The organism is Streptomyces sp. NPDC102258, from assembly GCF_055584685.1.
On the sequence record NZ_JBVJLO010000007.1, the window covers coordinates 84,290 to 98,888 of the forward strand.

General features: G+C 70.4%; 10 protein-coding genes, 1 tRNA gene and 2 pseudogenes. 9 read left to right on the forward strand and 4 right to left on the reverse strand.

What is annotated here, in order from left to right; all coding sequences use genetic code 11:
* Nucleotides 1-12 precede the first annotated feature (12 nt).
* The 5 genes and pseudogenes from ACZ6ZT_RS14110 to ACZ6ZT_RS14130 all read left to right on the forward strand — a co-directional run.
* Complete coding sequence (locus tag ACZ6ZT_RS14110) at nucleotides 13-1,248, forward strand: ATP-grasp domain-containing protein (protein ID WP_469719266.1); 1,236 nt, start codon at nucleotides 13-15, stop codon at nucleotides 1,246-1,248.
* Nucleotides 1,245-2,123, forward strand: a complete 879-nt coding sequence (locus ACZ6ZT_RS14115) for a sulfurtransferase (protein ID WP_469719269.1) — start codon at nucleotides 1,245-1,247, stop codon at nucleotides 2,121-2,123. Before ACZ6ZT_RS14110 ends, ACZ6ZT_RS14115 begins: the two co-directional genes overlap by 4 nt.
* Nucleotides 2,120-3,412 carry an MFS transporter gene (locus tag ACZ6ZT_RS14120; RefSeq protein WP_469719272.1) on the forward strand — a complete coding sequence of 431 codons (1,293 nt, stop codon included), beginning with the start codon at nucleotides 2,120-2,122 and terminating at the stop codon, nucleotides 3,410-3,412. The genes ACZ6ZT_RS14115 and ACZ6ZT_RS14120 overlap by 4 nt, the downstream gene beginning before the upstream one ends.
* On the forward strand, nucleotides 3,409-4,605 hold the full coding sequence (metC, locus tag ACZ6ZT_RS14125; RefSeq protein ID WP_469719274.1) for a cystathionine beta-lyase: 1,197 nt from the start codon (nucleotides 3,409-3,411) through the stop codon (nucleotides 4,603-4,605). Before ACZ6ZT_RS14120 ends, metC begins: the two co-directional genes overlap by 4 nt.
* Before the next feature lie 101 nt (nucleotides 4,606-4,706).
* Nucleotides 4,707-5,348, forward strand: a pseudogene (locus ACZ6ZT_RS14130) (transposase); the annotation flags it as partial.
* A gap of 23 nt (nucleotides 5,349-5,371) precedes the next feature.
* On the opposite strand, the gene ACZ6ZT_RS14135 reads toward ACZ6ZT_RS14130, so the two are convergent.
* Nucleotides 5,372-5,442: transfer RNA gene (locus tag ACZ6ZT_RS14135), tRNA-Gly, on the reverse strand.
* 467 nt (nucleotides 5,443-5,909) lie between these two features.
* On the opposite strand from ACZ6ZT_RS14135, the gene dcd reads away from it, so the two are divergent.
* Together dcd and ACZ6ZT_RS14145 are read left to right on the forward strand one after the other, a co-directional pair.
* Nucleotides 5,910-6,497 carry a dCTP deaminase gene (gene dcd, locus ACZ6ZT_RS14140; RefSeq protein ID WP_469719276.1) on the forward strand — a complete coding sequence of 196 codons (588 nt, stop codon included), beginning with the start codon at nucleotides 5,910-5,912 and terminating at the stop codon, nucleotides 6,495-6,497.
* Entirely contained in the window at nucleotides 6,494-6,994 is a 501-nt protein-coding gene (locus ACZ6ZT_RS14145) for a phosphoribosyltransferase (protein WP_469719278.1), read from the forward strand. Before dcd ends, ACZ6ZT_RS14145 begins: the two co-directional genes overlap by 4 nt.
* 82 nt (nucleotides 6,995-7,076) lie before the next feature.
* Here ACZ6ZT_RS14145 and ACZ6ZT_RS14150 read toward each other — a convergent pair whose 3' ends face one another.
* The 3 genes and pseudogenes from ACZ6ZT_RS14150 to ACZ6ZT_RS14160 all read right to left on the reverse strand — a co-directional run bounded on the left by ACZ6ZT_RS14150 (nucleotide 7,077) and on the right by ACZ6ZT_RS14160 (nucleotide 11,785).
* Nucleotides 7,077-8,015: a Yip1 family protein gene (locus ACZ6ZT_RS14150; RefSeq protein WP_469719280.1), complete on the reverse strand. Its 939-nt coding sequence runs from the start codon at nucleotides 8,013-8,015 to the stop codon at nucleotides 7,077-7,079.
* A 903-nt stretch (nucleotides 8,016-8,918) separates the two neighbouring features.
* Nucleotides 8,919-11,135 (reverse strand): annotated as a pseudogene (locus ACZ6ZT_RS14155) (heterodisulfide reductase-related iron-sulfur binding cluster); the annotation flags it as partial.
* 110 nt (nucleotides 11,136-11,245) lie between these two features.
* Nucleotides 11,246-11,785, reverse strand: a complete 540-nt coding sequence (locus ACZ6ZT_RS14160) for a sugar transferase (protein ID WP_469719283.1) — start codon at nucleotides 11,783-11,785, stop codon at nucleotides 11,246-11,248.
* A gap of 242 nt (nucleotides 11,786-12,027) precedes the next feature.
* Between ACZ6ZT_RS14160 and dnaK the strand changes: the two genes are divergently transcribed.
* Nucleotides 12,028-13,878, forward strand: a complete 1,851-nt coding sequence (dnaK, locus tag ACZ6ZT_RS14165) for a molecular chaperone DnaK (protein ID WP_469719285.1) — start codon at nucleotides 12,028-12,030, stop codon at nucleotides 13,876-13,878.
* A complete protein-coding gene (gene grpE / locus ACZ6ZT_RS14170; protein WP_469719287.1) occupies nucleotides 13,878-14,564 on the forward strand; it encodes a nucleotide exchange factor GrpE in 687 nt (228 codons plus the stop codon). The genes dnaK and grpE overlap by 1 nt, the downstream gene beginning before the upstream one ends.
* Nucleotides 14,565-14,599: the final 35 nt, after the last annotated feature.

Consider the following 14,599-nt stretch of genomic DNA (forward strand, 5'->3'; position numbering starts at 1 on the left):
AAGACCGCCGCGATGCGCCCGATGCGCCACATCCTCGTCTTCGCCAAGACGCCCTACGCCAAGACCCCGTACGACCAGTGGCTGGCCGGCTCGGGGATCGTCCCGGTGATCGTGACCGCGACGGAGTACGCGGCGGGCTACTCCCACCTCCCGCACGTGCACGCCTTCGACGCGTACGACACCAACCAGCTGGTCGAGAAGACCGCGCTGCGCCTGGCCCGCGAATTCGCTGTCGACGCGGTCTTCGCCCGCGCCGAGGCCGACGTCGTACGGGCCGCCCAACTGCGGGAGCTGCTCGGCCTGCCGGGCCAGCACACCGCGAGCGCGCTCGCCTTCCGCGACAAGGTGGTCATGAAGGACCATCTCGCGGGCGGCCCCGTCGACGTCCCCGCCTTCCGGCGGATCGACTCGGCGTACACCGCCCTCGACTTCGTCGCCGAGCACGGCTACCCGGTCGTGATCAAGCCGGTGTCCGAGTCGGGCTCGCTGGGCGCGGCGATCATCCGCGATGAGGCGGAGCTGGACGCGTACCTGGCCAGCCCGTGGCGGGGGACCAGCGAGATCGAGGTGTTCGTGCCCGGCCAGATGTACCACGTGGACGGGTTGGTGGCGGGCGGCGAAGTGGTCTTCGTCCACCCCTTCCGCTACCTCAACGATTGCCTGTCCTTCCGGGACAACGACTGGGTGGCCAACCTCCCGCTCACCGTGCAGGAGCCGTCGTACGAACGGCTGGTCAAGGCGGCGCGTGCGGTCCTCGCGGAGCTGCCGACCCCGCCGCAGACCGCCTTCCACGCCGAGTTCTGGATCACGCCCGACGACCGGCTGGTCTTCTGCGAGATCGCCAGCCGCACCGGCGGCGGCATGATCAGCGCGATGGTCCGGCACGCGTTCGGGTTCGACCTGGACAAGGAGTGGCTGTACGCGGAGTGCGGCCTGCCCTCGACGCTCGGCACCCCTGTGTACCGGCCCGCCGGGGCGCTGTGCGTCCCGCCGCAGAACGGGGTTCTGGAGCAGCTGCCGGCGGCCGGGACCGGCGCCGAGCAGCCCGGGTGCGTCCGCGAGGTGATGCTGACCGGGGCGGCCGGCCAGGAGTTCCACGGCGGGGTCAAGTCTGGGCTGTTCCTGGCCGGCTACGTGGTCGATGGGGACACGGAGGAGGATGTGGCAGCCAATCTCGAACGTGTGGCGGCCTGGTTCTCCGACAACACCCGGTGGCTGCCCGCCGATTCCTCCGGAGGTAACGCATGAGCGCGACGACATCCACCACCGCTGCCGCCGGACTGCCCGGCCCGCTCGTCGGCGCCGACTGGCTGGCCGCGCGGCGTGGGGCGGGCGTAGTCCTCTTCGACGCCTCCGTCGGCGCCCACCGGGGCGCGGCCGCGCGCATCCCCGGGGCCCGGCCCTTCGACCTCGACGGGGAACTGTCCGACCACACCTCCGCCGTGCCGCACACCATGCACGGCGCCCAGGAGTTCACCGAGGCCCTGCGCGCGCTCGGTGTGCACGACACCGACACGGTCGTCGTCTACGACGCACAGGGCATCTACTCCAGCGCCCGCGCCTGGTGGATGCTGCGCGCCATGGGCTTCGACCGGGTCGCCGTCCTCGACGGCGGCCTGCCCGCCTGGACCGCGGCCGGCCACCCGGTCGAGCCCGTACCCGCCGCGTACGACGGCCCGCGCGGCACCTTCACCGCCCGGCTCCGGACCGGCCTGATCGTGGACGCCGACGCCGTCACCGCCGCCCTCGCCGACCCGGCCGCCGCCGTCCTCGACGCACGCACCCGCGAGCGGTACGCCGGCACCGCGCCCGAGCCGCGCCCGGGCCTGCGCGGCGGCCACATGCCGGGTTCCGTCAGCCTGCCCTTCGCAGAGCTCCAGCGGGACGGCGGCGTGATGCGGTCGGCGGACGAGCTGCGCACGGCGTTCGAGGCGGCGGTGGGGGACCGCGAGCAGTTGTACTTCAGTTGCGGCTCCGGGGTCACCGCCTGCGTCCTCGCGCTCGGGGCCACCCTGGCCGGCTACCGTGACCTCGCCGTGTACGACGGCTCGTGGAGCGAGTGGGGCCTGCCCTCCGACCGGCCGGTGGCCACCGGCGCGGCGGCCGGCGAGAGCTCACCATGACCGGGGGACGCCGTCGCGGCGGGCTCACCGCAAAATGGCAGACCTTCACCGGTCTGCCGACCGGCCTCAAGGCCTTGATCGGCCTGTCCTTCGTCGTCGCCCTCGGCAGCTACATGGTCACCCCGTTCATCGGGGTGCTCCTGGTCAAGGCCGTCGGCCTGGACATCCGGGTGGCCGGCATCCTGGTGGCGGTGGCCACCTTCATCCAGTTCGGCGGCAGCATCCTCGGCGGCCCGGTCGTCGACCGGGCCGGGCTCAAGCGGACCATGGTGCTCGCGCTCACCCTGCGCACGGTCGGCCTGGTCCTGCTCGGCCTGGCCGTCAAGGTGCCCTGGGTCGCGTACCCGGCCGTTGTCCTCGTAGCGGGCGGTCCGGCGCTGTACCTCCCGGCGAACAAGGCGTACATCGTCACCAGCGTCTCAGACACACTGCGCCCGCTCTTCCTCGGGGTGAGCAGCGCCGCCCTCAACGCGGGCATGGGGCTCGGGCCGCTGCTCGCCGCGCTGCTGATCGAGGCCGACCCGGTACTGCTGCTCATCGGTCTGGCCGGGCTCTTCGCACTGATCACCGCGGCCCACCAGGCTGCCCTGAAGCCGGTCGAGCGTCGGCCGGCCGCGGCCCCGGCGGCGACCGGAACCGACGGGGCCACCGGGAAACGGGCGGCGCTGCGCGGCGCGCTCCGCCCGGTCCTCTTCACCGCCCTCGCCTTCTACCTCTACTTCTTCTTCCAGAGCTTCATGGGCCTGTACGCGGCCGGGGTGACCAACATTCAGGTCCTCGCCTGGGTGATGCTGCTCAACTGCGCCATGGTGGTGCTGATCCAACCGGTATGCGCCGACCGCATCGCGCGCGCCGACTACCGCCTGCTGGTGGTCGGCTCGTTCGCCCTGATGGCCCTCGGCATGGCGGCCATGGCCCTCGGCGGCACTCCGGCCCTGCTGGCCGGCACCGCTCTGTTCACCCTCGGCGAGATATTCCTCTTCCTGCGCTGCGACCTGGAACTCGTCGACCGTGTGCCGGGCAACCCCGCCTTCGCCTTCGGCGTTCAGCGGCTGACCGCCGGCATCGGCGGACTCCTCGCCGGCATCGTCGGCGGATTCGTCTTCGCCCACTACGAAGCCGTCGGCGATCTGGACACGTTCTGGCTGGTGGTGGCCGCACAGTGCGCGGGCGCGGCGCTTCTCGCCATGCTGCTGGGTGGCGGCCGACGGCCCGCCGTGCCCGAACTGCCGCTGCCCGAACCGGCGGGGACCGGACAGGCGGGGACCGGACAGGCGGTGGCCCGGTGAACGAGTCCACCCCCTCGCGGGAGACGCGGTTCGTCCACGCCGGCTTTGACCCGCGTCGGCAGGGCGGCTACGTCAACCCGCCCGTGCACCGCGCCTCCACCGTCCTCTACCAGGACATGGCCGAGATGGACGCCTCCCAGGCGGACCCGCTCAAGCGCGGCACCCCGGTCTACGGCCGCTTCGGCACCCCCACCGGCCGCGCCTTCGAGGAGGCGCTGACCGAACTGGAGGGCGGCCACGCGGCGGTGGCGACCTGCTCCGGCCTCTCGGCGATCACCACGGCGTTCCTCGCCTACGTCCGGGCCGGCGACCACATCCTCGTCAGCGACTCCGTCTACCTGCCGACACGGAAGTTCTGCGACTCGCTCGCCGCGCTGGGAGTGGAGACCGAGTACTACGACCCGTGCGCGGGCGGAGCCGCGATCGAGGAGCTGATCCGCCCCCGGACCCGGCTGCTCTACCTGGAGTCCCCGGGCTCGACCACCTTCGACGTGCAGGACATCCCGGCGATCACCGCCGTCTGCCGGGCCCGGGGGGTGGCCACCATCGCGGACAACACCTGGGCCACGCCCGCCTTCTGCCGGCCGCTGGCGCTGGGCGCGGGCGTGGACGCGGTGGTGCACTCCGCGACCAAGTACCTGACTGGGCACGCGGACAGCATCCTCGGCGCGATCGTCTGCACGGAGGAGAGTTACCCGGTCATCCGGGGCGCGGCCATCCGCCTCGGCCAGTGCGCGAGCGCCGACGACGTCTACCTGGGCCTGCGCGGGTTGCGCACCCTGAACCTACGGCTGGGCCGGCACCAGGACCAGGGACTGGAGCTGGCCCGCTGGGCTGCCGAGCAGGACGGCGTGGCGGCCGTCCTGCATCCGGGGCTGCCCGAGGACCCCGGACACGACCTGTGGCGCCGCGACTTCACCGGCGCGGCGGGACTGTTCGGGGTGGAACTGGAGCCGCGCTTCGGCAAGTCGGCCGTCGACGCGATGCTCAACCGGCTGCGGGTCTTCGGCCTCGGCCACAGCTACGGCGGCTACGAGAGCCTCATCGTGCCCGCCGACCCGGTCTCCCACCGCCTCCCGGGCACCTGGGCAGGACGCGGGCCGCTGGTCCGGGTGCATGTCGGCTTCGAGGGGCTGGACGACCTGAAGGAGGACCTGAAGGCGGGCTTCGAAGCCCTGCTGGGCGGGGGCTAGTGAGCTGGTGGTGAGGTGCTTCCTCAACACGTGAGTCGCTTTGCGTACCAGTTCGCGGGTTTGGCTGACGGGTGCTGGTCGGCTTCGCTGTGCTGTTGTCCATGGGGGACAGCAGGCTGGAGCCGCTGGTCCTGAGTGAGGCCGAGCGGCAGGTGTTGACCAACTGGGTCAAGCGCCGGACTACCGCGCGGGGACTGGCCCTGCGGGCGAGGATCGTGCTGGCGTGTGCGGAGGGCGGGCCGAACCTGGCGGTCGCCGCCCGCCTCGGCGCGAACCAGGGCACCGTCGCCAAGTGGCGGAGCCGGTCCCTGCGTCACCGGCCAGACGGCCTCGCGGCCGAGCCGAGGCCCGGGGTGCCGCGGACCATCACCGACGCCCAGGTGGAAGAGGTGGTGCTCCGCACCCTGGGCATCACGAAACTGTCCGCCCAGCACCGGGCCGTGGACTTCCGTGACTTCCTCGACGAGATCGACCGCCAGACCGACAGGGGCCTGGTAGTCCACGTGATCTGCGACAACCTCTCCGCCCACAAGGCACCCGTGGTGCACAAGTGGCTGCTCGCGCACCCGCGCTTCCAGCTGCACTTCGCGCCCACGTACTCGTCGTGGATCAACCAGGTCGAGCGGTGGTTCGCCGAGCTGGAGCGACGTTGTCTGGAGCGCGGAGTGTTCTGCTCGGTCGATGACCTCAAGGCCGCACTCGAAGGCTGGATCAAGGTCTGGACAACGAAGAAGCCCCAGGTCGCTGACCTGGGGCTTCGTTCAAGAGCGGATGACGGGAATCGAACCCGCGCTATAAGCTTGGGAAGCTCATGTTCTACCATTAAACTACATCCGCACTGCGGTCCAGTGTCCTGGAGCCGTACCGTTGCACACTGTACCCCATGATCGACCCCCGGTGAATTCCCCCGGGTGGTGGGGCTCCGGGCCCGGGTGGTAGGAGGGGGCGGGGGAGCGGGAGTTGGGGCGTAGCGTGGGGGCGGAGTGGTGGCTGGAGTGGGTCCCGATCATCCCCTAATGTGGCGATTCATCGCAGTACGGCTCGTTGGGGAAAGGGACTCGATGGAGCACACAGTCGTCCGTTGTGCCGAAGGGCATGTATTCAGCACCGCCTCGTTCCCGTTGCAGCACCTCGGTGCCGGCCGGATCGGGCCCGGGCGGCTGTTGCGGTGTCCGCGGTGCGCGCGGTTGCGGCACGCGGTGCCGGTGGGCGGCGGCGCCAAGCGGTAAGCGGTAGGTGGTGGGCCGGGCGCGCGGGCGTCGCTCCGATTGGGGTGGTCCGCGCGCTCTGCGTATCCTCGGGACGTGCTTCTCTCCGACAAAGACATCCGGGCCGAGATCGACAGCGGACGGGTTCGCATTGACCCGTTCGACGAGTCGATGGTGCAGCCCTCCAGCATCGACGTGCGCCTCGACCGGTTCTTCCGGGTCTTCGAGAATCACCGCTACGCGCACATCGACCCCGCCATCGAGCAGCCCGACCTGACCCGCATGGTCGAGCCCGACGGGGACGAGGCCTTCATCCTGCACCCGGGCGAGTTCGTGCTCGCCTCGACGTACGAGGTCATCTCGCTGCCCGAGGACATCGCCTCCCGTCTGGAGGGGAAGTCCAGCCTGGGCCGGCTGGGTCTGGTGACGCATTCGACCGCCGGGTTCATCGACCCGGGGTTCTCGGGCCACGTGACCCTGGAACTGTCGAACCTCGCCACCCTGCCGATCAAGCTGTGGCCGGGGATGAAGATCGGCCAGCTGTGCCTGTTCCGGCTCAGCTCGCCCGCGGAGTTCCCGTACGGCAGTGAGCGGTACGAGTCCCGTTACCAGGGGCAGCGCGGGCCGACCGCCTCGCGCTCCTTCCAGAACTTCCACCGCACCCAGGTGAGGCACGACGCATGACTGACGCAGTACGCGAGAACCTCGACTACGAGGGGTTCGGACGCGCCGTCCGCGAGCTGGCGCAGACGATCGCAGACGACGGCTACGAGCCGGACATCATCCTGAGCATCGCCCGCGGCGGCGTGTTCGTGGCCGGCGGTCTGGCGTACGCGCTCGACTGCAAGAACATCCACCTGGTCAACGTGGAGTTCTACACCGGTGTGGGCACCACGCTCGAAATGCCCGTCATGCTGGCCCCGGTGCCCGAGGCGATCGACTTCACCGACAAGAAGGTGCTGATCGCCGACGACGTCGCCGACACCGGTAAGACGCTCAAGCTGGTGCACGACTTCTGTCTCGGGCACGTCGCCGAGGTGCGTTCGGCCGTGATCTACGAGAAGTCCCACTCGCTCGTGAAGTGCGAGTACGTGTGGAAGAAGACCGACGACTGGATCAACTTCCCGTGGTCGGTCGAGCCGCCCGTGGTGCGGCGTGAGGGACAGGTTCTCGACGCCTGACCGTACGCGAGTACCGGTAGCGGCAGAGGGCCCACCGCGTTGTGCGGGGGGCCCTCTGCGTGTGTGCGGGGGTGGCCGGCGGCTAGAGCGTGCCCAGCTTGAGGAGGGACAGCAGGGCTACCAGCTGGATCGCGGACGCGCCGAGCGCCTTCTGCCACGGCAGGTCGTGCGACTTGCTGACCAGCGAGGTGAAGAGCGCGCCAGCCGCCAGCCAGGTGGCCCAGCCCAGGATCTGGACGAGCATGTTGTCGCCGCCCAGGAAGATCGCGAAGAGCAGGCGCGGGGCGTCCGTCAGCGACATGACCAGCATCGACAGGCCGACCGTCGGCTGCCAGGCGCCGTCGCCACCGAGCTGGCGGGCGAGCGTGTGGGTGACTGCGCCCAGGATCAGGCCGCAGATGACGAAGGCGACGCCGGTGCTGAGGACGATCGGGACCGCCTGGGTGAGGGTCGCCTTGATGGCGTCCTCGCGGGCCTTGTCGAAGCCGAAGACCGCGAACATCCCGTAGAGGAAGGTCACGATCAGCGCGGGGCCCCACACGGCGTAGTCGCGCATCTGGAGGAAGGTCGGCCCGGGGCGCATCACGATGCCGCGCAGGAGTTCCTTCCAGGGCAGTCGCGGCCCGACGGGGGCGGCCGCCGCCGCGCCGGCCTGGTAGGTCGCGCCCTGGCCGTACGGGTCCTCGTGGACGGAGAAGGCCTGGGTGTGCCCCGGGTTGTTCGCGTACGAGGTCTCGTGCGGAGCCGTGTACGCGTCCCCGTACGGGTCCTGCGGCTGCGGCGGCCGGCCGTAGGGGTCGAAGTACTCGGGCTCGCCGTGGTCCCCGGGGCCGCCGCCCTGCTGCGGCCAGTGCTGCTGCGGGGGTGGCCCGGCGGGCGGGTAGGGCTGACGGCCGTACGGCGCCTGCGGGGGCACCTGGGGCGCCTGCCGCTGACCGTACGGCTGCTGCCGCGGGGTGTGCGGGGGTTGTTGCGGGGTGCGGTTGTTGTCCCGGCCGCGTCCGATCCTGAATCCAGCCACGTGATCGAAAGTACCTGCTCCGCGGGGGTTCGGGGGCCGGGCCGCCGGAAGTGGGGGGCTTTGCGGCTGAGCTGTGACATCCCCTAGGGGGAGTCGGGGTGGGCCGTGCGGGGCTGCTGCGCAGCGGGTTGCGGGGTGCCGCGGACGCGGGAACGGCCGGCCCCCCTGGCGGGGGACCGGCCGTTCCTGTGTGTATCGGGCAGTGGGCTGGGGCGCCGCCTACTTGGCGCCCTCGGCCTCGGCCTTCGTCTCGGCGGCGGGGCCACCACCACCGTCCTTCGGCTCGTCACCGTCGGCCGTGGTGCCGGTCTTGGCGTCTGCCGTGGTGTCTGCCTCGGTGGCTGCCTTGGCCGCAGACTCCGCCGGGGCCTCGTCCTTGGCCTCGGCGGAGGCCTCGGGCTCCGGCTCCGCCGGAGCCTCGGCCGGGGTTACCGGCTTCGCGGCGGCCGGAACCTCGCTCGCGGGCTTCGCCGGAACCTTCGGCTCGGTCACAGCGACGGCCTCGGCTTCCGCCTCGGCAGCCGGTGCCTCCGCCTTCGGCTCGGCCGTCGAGTCCTTGGCCTTCGGCTCGGCCGTCGGAACTCCGGCCTTCGCCTCGGCGGCCGGAGCTCCGGCCTTCGGCTGGGCGGCCGGGGCCTCGGTCTTCGGCTCGGCCGTCGGGGCCTCCGCCTTCGGCTCGGCGGCCGGAACCTCGGCTTCCGGCTTCGGTTCGGCGGCCTTCGCTTCGGCTTCGGCCTTGGCGGTGGCTTCCTTGTCGGCCTTCACCTTCGCAGCGGCAGCGGCCTCCGCGTCCGCCTTCGCCTTCGCAGCGGCAGCGGCCTCCGCGTCGGCCTTCGCCTTCGCAGCCTCCGCTGCCTCCTCCTCCTGAGCGGCAGCGGCAGCGGCAGCCGCGAGTTCGGCCTCCGTCGGTTCCGGGGTCTTCACCGATTCCAGCAGCAGCTGCGCCACGTCCACGACCTGGACGGATTCCTTCGCCTGGCCGTCGTTCTTCTTGCCGTTCACCGAGTCGGTCAGCATCACCAGGCAGAACGGGCACGCCGTCGACACGATGTCCGGGTTCAGGGACAGGGCCTCGTCGACGCGCTCGTTGTTGATGCGCTTGCCGATCCGCTCCTCCATCCACATCCGCGCGCCGCCCGCGCCACAGCAGAAGCCCCGCTCCTTGTGGCGGTGCATCTCCTGCTGGCGCAGCCCCGGCACGGCCGACATGATCTCGCGCGGCGGCGTGTAGACCTTGTTGTGCCGGCCCAGGTAGCAGGGGTCGTGGTACGTGATCAGCCCGTCGACCGGCGTCACCGGCGTCAGCCGGCCCTCGTCGATCAGGTGCTGGAGCAGCTGCGTGTGGTGGATGACCTCGTACTCGCCGCCCAGCTGCGGGTACTCGTTCGCGATGGTGTTGAAGCAGTGCGGGCAGGTCGAGACGATCCGCTTCGCCGACTTCGGCTTCTTCGTCGCCGCGTCCTCGTCGTCCTCGCCGAAGGCCATGTTCAGCATGGCCACGTTCTCCTGGGCCAGCTGCTGGAACAGCGGCTCGTTGCCCAGGCGGCGCGGCGAGTCACCCGTGCACTTCTCGTCGCCGCCCATGATCGCGAACTTGACGCCCGCGATGTTCAGCAGCTCCGCGAAGGCCTTCGTGGTCTTCTTCGCCCGGTCCTCCAGCGCGCCCGCGCAGCCGACCCAGTACAGGTAGTCGAACTCCGAGAGGTCCTCCGCGTCCTTCCCGATGATCGGGACCTCGAAGTCGACCTCCTTCGTCCACTCCACGCGCTGCTTCTTGGCCAGGCCCCAGGGGTTGCCCTTCTTCTCCAGGTTCTTGAGCATCGTGCCCGCCTCCGACGGGAACGCGCTCTCGATCATCACCTGGTAGCGCCGCATGTCGACGATGTGGTCGATGTGCTCGATGTCGACCGGGCACTGCTCCACGCACGCGCCGCAGGTCGTGCAGGACCACAGCACGTCCGGGTCGATGACGCCGTTCTCCTCGGCGGTGCCGATCAGCGGGCGCTCGGCCTCCGCGAGGGCGGCGGCGGGGACCCCGGCGAGCTGCTCCGCCGTGGCCTTCTCGTTGCCCTCCATGTCCTTGCCGCCGCCCGCGAGCAGGTACGGGGCCTTGGCGTGCGCGTGGTCGCGCAGCGACATGATCAGGAGCTTCGGCGACAGCGGCTTGCCGGTGTTCCAGGCGGGGCACTGCGACTGGCAGCGGCCGCACTCGGTGCAGGTGGAGAAGTCGAGGATGCCCTTCCAGGAGAACTGCTCGACCTGGGAGACGCCGAAGACGTCGTCCTCGCCCGGGTCCTCGAAGTCGATCTCCTTGCCGCCGCTGGTCATCGGCTGGAGCGCGCCGAGGGCCGTCGAACCGTCCGCGTTCCGCTTGAACCAGATGTTCGGGAAGCCGAGGAAGCGGTGCCAGGCCACACCCATGTTGGTGTTGAGCGAGACCGTGATCATCCAGATCAGCGAGACGCTGATCTTGACCATCGCGGTGAAGTAGATGGCGTTCTGCAGGGTGCCGAGCGAGAGCGACTTGAAGGCCAGCACCAGCGGGTACGAGGCGAAGTACGCCGGCTCGTACGCGTCCACGTGGTGGATCGCGCCCTCCAGGCCGCGCAGGGCGAGGATGGCGAGGCCGATGGTGAGGATGACGTACTCGACGAAGTACGCCTGCCAGGCCTTCGAGCCCGCGAAGCGCGACTTGCGACCGGCCCGCGAGGGAAGGTTGAGCAGCCGGATCGCCATCAGGATGACGATGCCCACGACCGTCATGACGCCGATGAACTCGGTGTACATCTCGAAGGGCAGGAAGTCGCCGACGATCGGCAGCAGCCAGTCCGCCTGGAAGAGCTGGCCGTACGCCTGCACCAGCGTCGGCGGCAGCGTCAGGAAGCCGATGGCCACGAACCAGTGGGCGAAGCCGACGATGCCCCAGCGGTTCATCCGGCTGTGGCCGAGGAACTCCCGGACCAGGGTGAGCGTTCGTTCCTTCGGACGGTCCGTGCGGCTGCCCGCCGGTACGGGCTGGCCGATCTTCACGAACCGATAGATCTGGGCCACGGCTCGGGCGAGCAGCGCGACGCCGACCACGGTCAGGACCAGCGACACGATGATCGCGGCGAGTTGCATGGAGGGGCTCCTCGGGCGGGACTTACTAAGCGGTAACTTATTGAGTCAAGGCTTGAGGTTACCCAGTTCCCGCGCCGCAATGTAGGTGAGCGAGCGGTGATCTGTGTCGCTCAGGCATGCCTCTGTCGGTAGGCCGCCCGAGGCGTCTGCGCGAGGATCGCGAGATCCATCCCCAGCCAATGGCTCTCCACATAGTGCCGGTCCAGCAGCGCCATCTCCTCCCAGGGGAGGTCCGAACGCGCGCTGACCTGCCACAATCCGGTCATTCCAGGACGTACGTGCAAGCGTTCGGGCCGGCCCGGCCGGGCGTCCGGACGCGGGCCGACCAGCGACATCTCCCCGCGCACCACGTTGACCAGCTGCGGCAGCGCGTCCAGGGCGCACCGCTCCACCGCCTCGCCGGCCCATCCGGCGTCCTGCGTGCGCAGCCGCCAGGTGCGGAAGGGGCGCCCGCCGAGGCCGAGCGCCGGTTCGCGTACGAGGACACCCGCGCGGCCGGTCGCGTACAGCAGGGCGGCGGCGAGCAGCACCGGCAGGGCGCACACCGTCAGCAGGGCCAGCGCGCCGGCCAGGTCGAACACCCGCTTGGCCGGCCAGGGGCGCAGCCGCGGCCGGGGGAGGGGGCGGGGGAGTGTGAGCAGCTGGGGCATGCCAGCACCGTGCCGGATGCCTCCGGCGGTGCGGGGGTGGCGCGCGGCCGGGGTGACCCGTTCGGGCGCGGCGGTGCGGCCGCCGACGGGCCCCGGGCCGCCGTAACGCCACCGGACCGGCCCCAGGCATGAGCGTAAGGCGCACCTAAAGGTTGAGCGGACTCGACTCACCTCTGTTGACGCGTGCGCCGCCTTCGGGCATCCTTGAGTCCGTTGCACTCAAGTCAGCTGGAGGAATCGAAATGGCACGTGCGGTCGGCATCGACCTGGGCACCACTAACTCCGTCGTCAGCGTTCTGGAAGGCGGAGAGCCCACCGTCATCACCAACGCCGAGGGCGCCAGGACCACGCCGTCCGTCGTCGCCTTCGCCAAGAACGGCGAGGTCCTCGTCGGCGAGGTGGCCAAGCGCCAGGCGGTCACGAACGTGGACCGGACCATCCGCTCCGTCAAGCGCCACATGGGCACTGACTGGAAGATCAACCTGGATGGCAAGGACTTCAACCCGCAGCAGATGAGCGCCTTCATCCTGCAGAAGCTGAAGCGCGACGCCGAGGCGTACCTGGGCGAGAAGGTCACGGACGCGGTCATCACCGTCCCGGCCTACTTCAACGACTCCGAGCGTCAGGCGACGAAGGAGGCCGGTGAGATCGCGGGTCTGAACGTCCTGCGCATCGTCAACGAGCCGACCGCCGCCGCCCTGGCCTACGGTCTCGACAAGGACGACCAGACCATTCTCGTCTTCGACCTCGGTGGCGGCACCTTCGACGTGTCGCTCCTGGAGATCGGCGACGGCGTCGTCGAGGTGAAGGCCACCAACGGTGACAACCACCTCGGTGGCGACGACTGGGACCAGCGCGTCGTCGACTACCTGGTGAAGCAGTTCCAGAACGGCCACGGCGTCGACCTGTCCAAGGACAAGATGGCGCTCCAGCGTCTGCGCGAGGCCGCCGAGAAGGCGAAGATCGAGCTGTCCTCCTCCACGGAGACCACGATCAACCTGCCGTACATCACGGCCTCCGCCGAGGGCCCGCTGCACCTGGACGAGAAGCTCACGCGCTCGCAGTTCCAGCAGCTCACCGCGGACCTGCTCGACCGCTGCAAGACCCCGTTCCACAACGTCATCAAGGACGCCGGCATCCAGCTGTCCGAGATCGACCACGTGGTCCTGGTCGGCGGCTCCACCCGCATGCCGGCCGTCGCCGAGCTCGTCAAGGAGCTCACCGGCGGTCAGGACGCCAACAAGGGCGTCAACCCGGACGAGGTCGTCGCCATCGGCGCCACCCTCCAGGCCGGTGTGCTCAAGGGTGAGGTCAAGGACGTCCTGCTCCTCGACGTGACCCCGCTGTCCCTCGGCATCGAGACCAAGGGCGGCATCATGACCAAGCTCATCGAGCGCAACACCACGATCCCGACCAAGCGGTCCGAGATCTTCACGACGGCCGAGGACAACCAGCCGTCCGTGCAGATCCAGGTCTACCAGGGCGAGCGCGAGATCGCGGCGTACAACAAGAAGCTCGGCATGTTCGAGCTGACCGGTCTGCCGCCGGCGCCCCGCGGCGTCCCGCAGATCGAGGTCTCCTTCGACATCGACGCCAACGGCATCATGCACGTGACGGCGAAGGACCTCGGCACCGGCAAGGAGCAGAAGATGACCGTCACCGGCGGCTCTTCGCTCGGCAAGGACGAGGTCGACCGCATGCGCCAGGAGGCGGAGCAGTACGCGGACGAGGACCTGCGCCGCAAGGAGGCCGCCGAGTCCCGCAACCAGGGTGAGCAGCTCGTCTACCAGACGGAGAAGTTCCTCTCGGAGAACGCGGACAAGGTCCCGGCCGACGTCAAGACCGAGGTCGAGACGGCGATCACCGAGCTCAAGGAGAAGCTGAAGGGCGAGGACACCGCGGAGATCCGCACCTCGACCGAGAAGCTCGCCGCGATCAGCCAGAAGCTGGGCCAGGCCATCTACGCCGACGCCCAGGCCGCCCAGGGCGGCGCCGCCGGCGCCGGTGACGCGGGCCAGGCCAAGGCCGCCGACGACGACGTCGTCGACGCCGAGATCGTGGACGACGAGAAGCCGAAGGGCGGCGCTGCCTGATGCCGGAGGAGACCCCGGGCTTCGACGAGAAGCCCGAAGTCCCCGCCGACGGCACGCCCGACGACGCCGCCGAGCCGAAGGCCGCCGCCCCCTCCGACAAGGAGGAGGCCGCGGCCCCGGCCGGGGACTCCGCAGCAGCACAGGCCGGGGGCCAGGAGACGGCTCTGCTGGCGCAGCTGGACCAGGCCCGTACCGCGCTCGGTGAGCGCACCGCGGACCTCCAGCGGCTCCAGGCGGAGTACCAGAACTACCGCCGCCGCGTGGAGCGGGACCGGATCGCCGTCAAGGAGGTCGCGGTCGCGAACCTCCTGACGGAGCTCCTGCCGACCCTGGACGACATCGGCCGGGCGCGCGAGCACGGCGAACTGGTCGGCGGCTTCAAGTCGGTGGCCGAGTCGCTGGAGACGGCGGCGGCCAAGATGGGCCTGCAGCAGTTCGGCAAGGAGGGCGAGCCCTTCGACCCGACGATCCACGAGGCCCTGATGCACTCGTACGCGCCGGACGTCACCGAGGACACCTGCGTGGCGATCCTGCAGCCGGGGTACCGGATCGGCGAGCGTACGATCCGCCCCGCGCGGGTCGCGGTCGCCGAGCCCCAGCCGGGCGCGGCGCCCGCCGCCAAGTCCGAGTCGGCGGAGGGCGAGAAGCCGTCCGACAAGGACCAGGATGACCCCGAAAAGGGCTGACGCGACACACGTAGGGAACCGAGAGGAGGGCCACC

Bases quoted from the DNA above. Each gene is read 5' to 3' on its own strand.
- ACZ6ZT_RS14110 (WP_469719266.1), top strand. From the start codon at position 13: ATGCGCCCGATGCGCCACATCCTCGTCTTCGCCAAGACGCCCTACGCC.
- ACZ6ZT_RS14115 (WP_469719269.1), top strand. From the start codon at position 1,245: ATGAGCGCGACGACATCCACCACCGCTGCCGCCGGACTGCCCGGCCCG.
- ACZ6ZT_RS14120 (WP_469719272.1), top strand. From the start codon at position 2,120: ATGACCGGGGGACGCCGTCGCGGCGGGCTCACCGCAAAATGGCAGACC.
- ACZ6ZT_RS14145 (WP_469719278.1), top strand. From the start codon at position 6,494: ATGACTGACGCAGTACGCGAGAACCTCGACTACGAGGGGTTCGGACGC.
- ACZ6ZT_RS14160 (WP_469719283.1), bottom strand. From the start codon at position 11,785: ATGCCCCAGCTGCTCACACTCCCCCGCCCCCTCCCCCGGCCGCGGCTG.
- dnaK (WP_469719285.1), top strand. From the start codon at position 12,028: ATGGCACGTGCGGTCGGCATCGACCTGGGCACCACTAACTCCGTCGTC.
- grpE (WP_469719287.1), top strand. From the start codon at position 13,878: ATGCCGGAGGAGACCCCGGGCTTCGACGAGAAGCCCGAAGTCCCCGCC.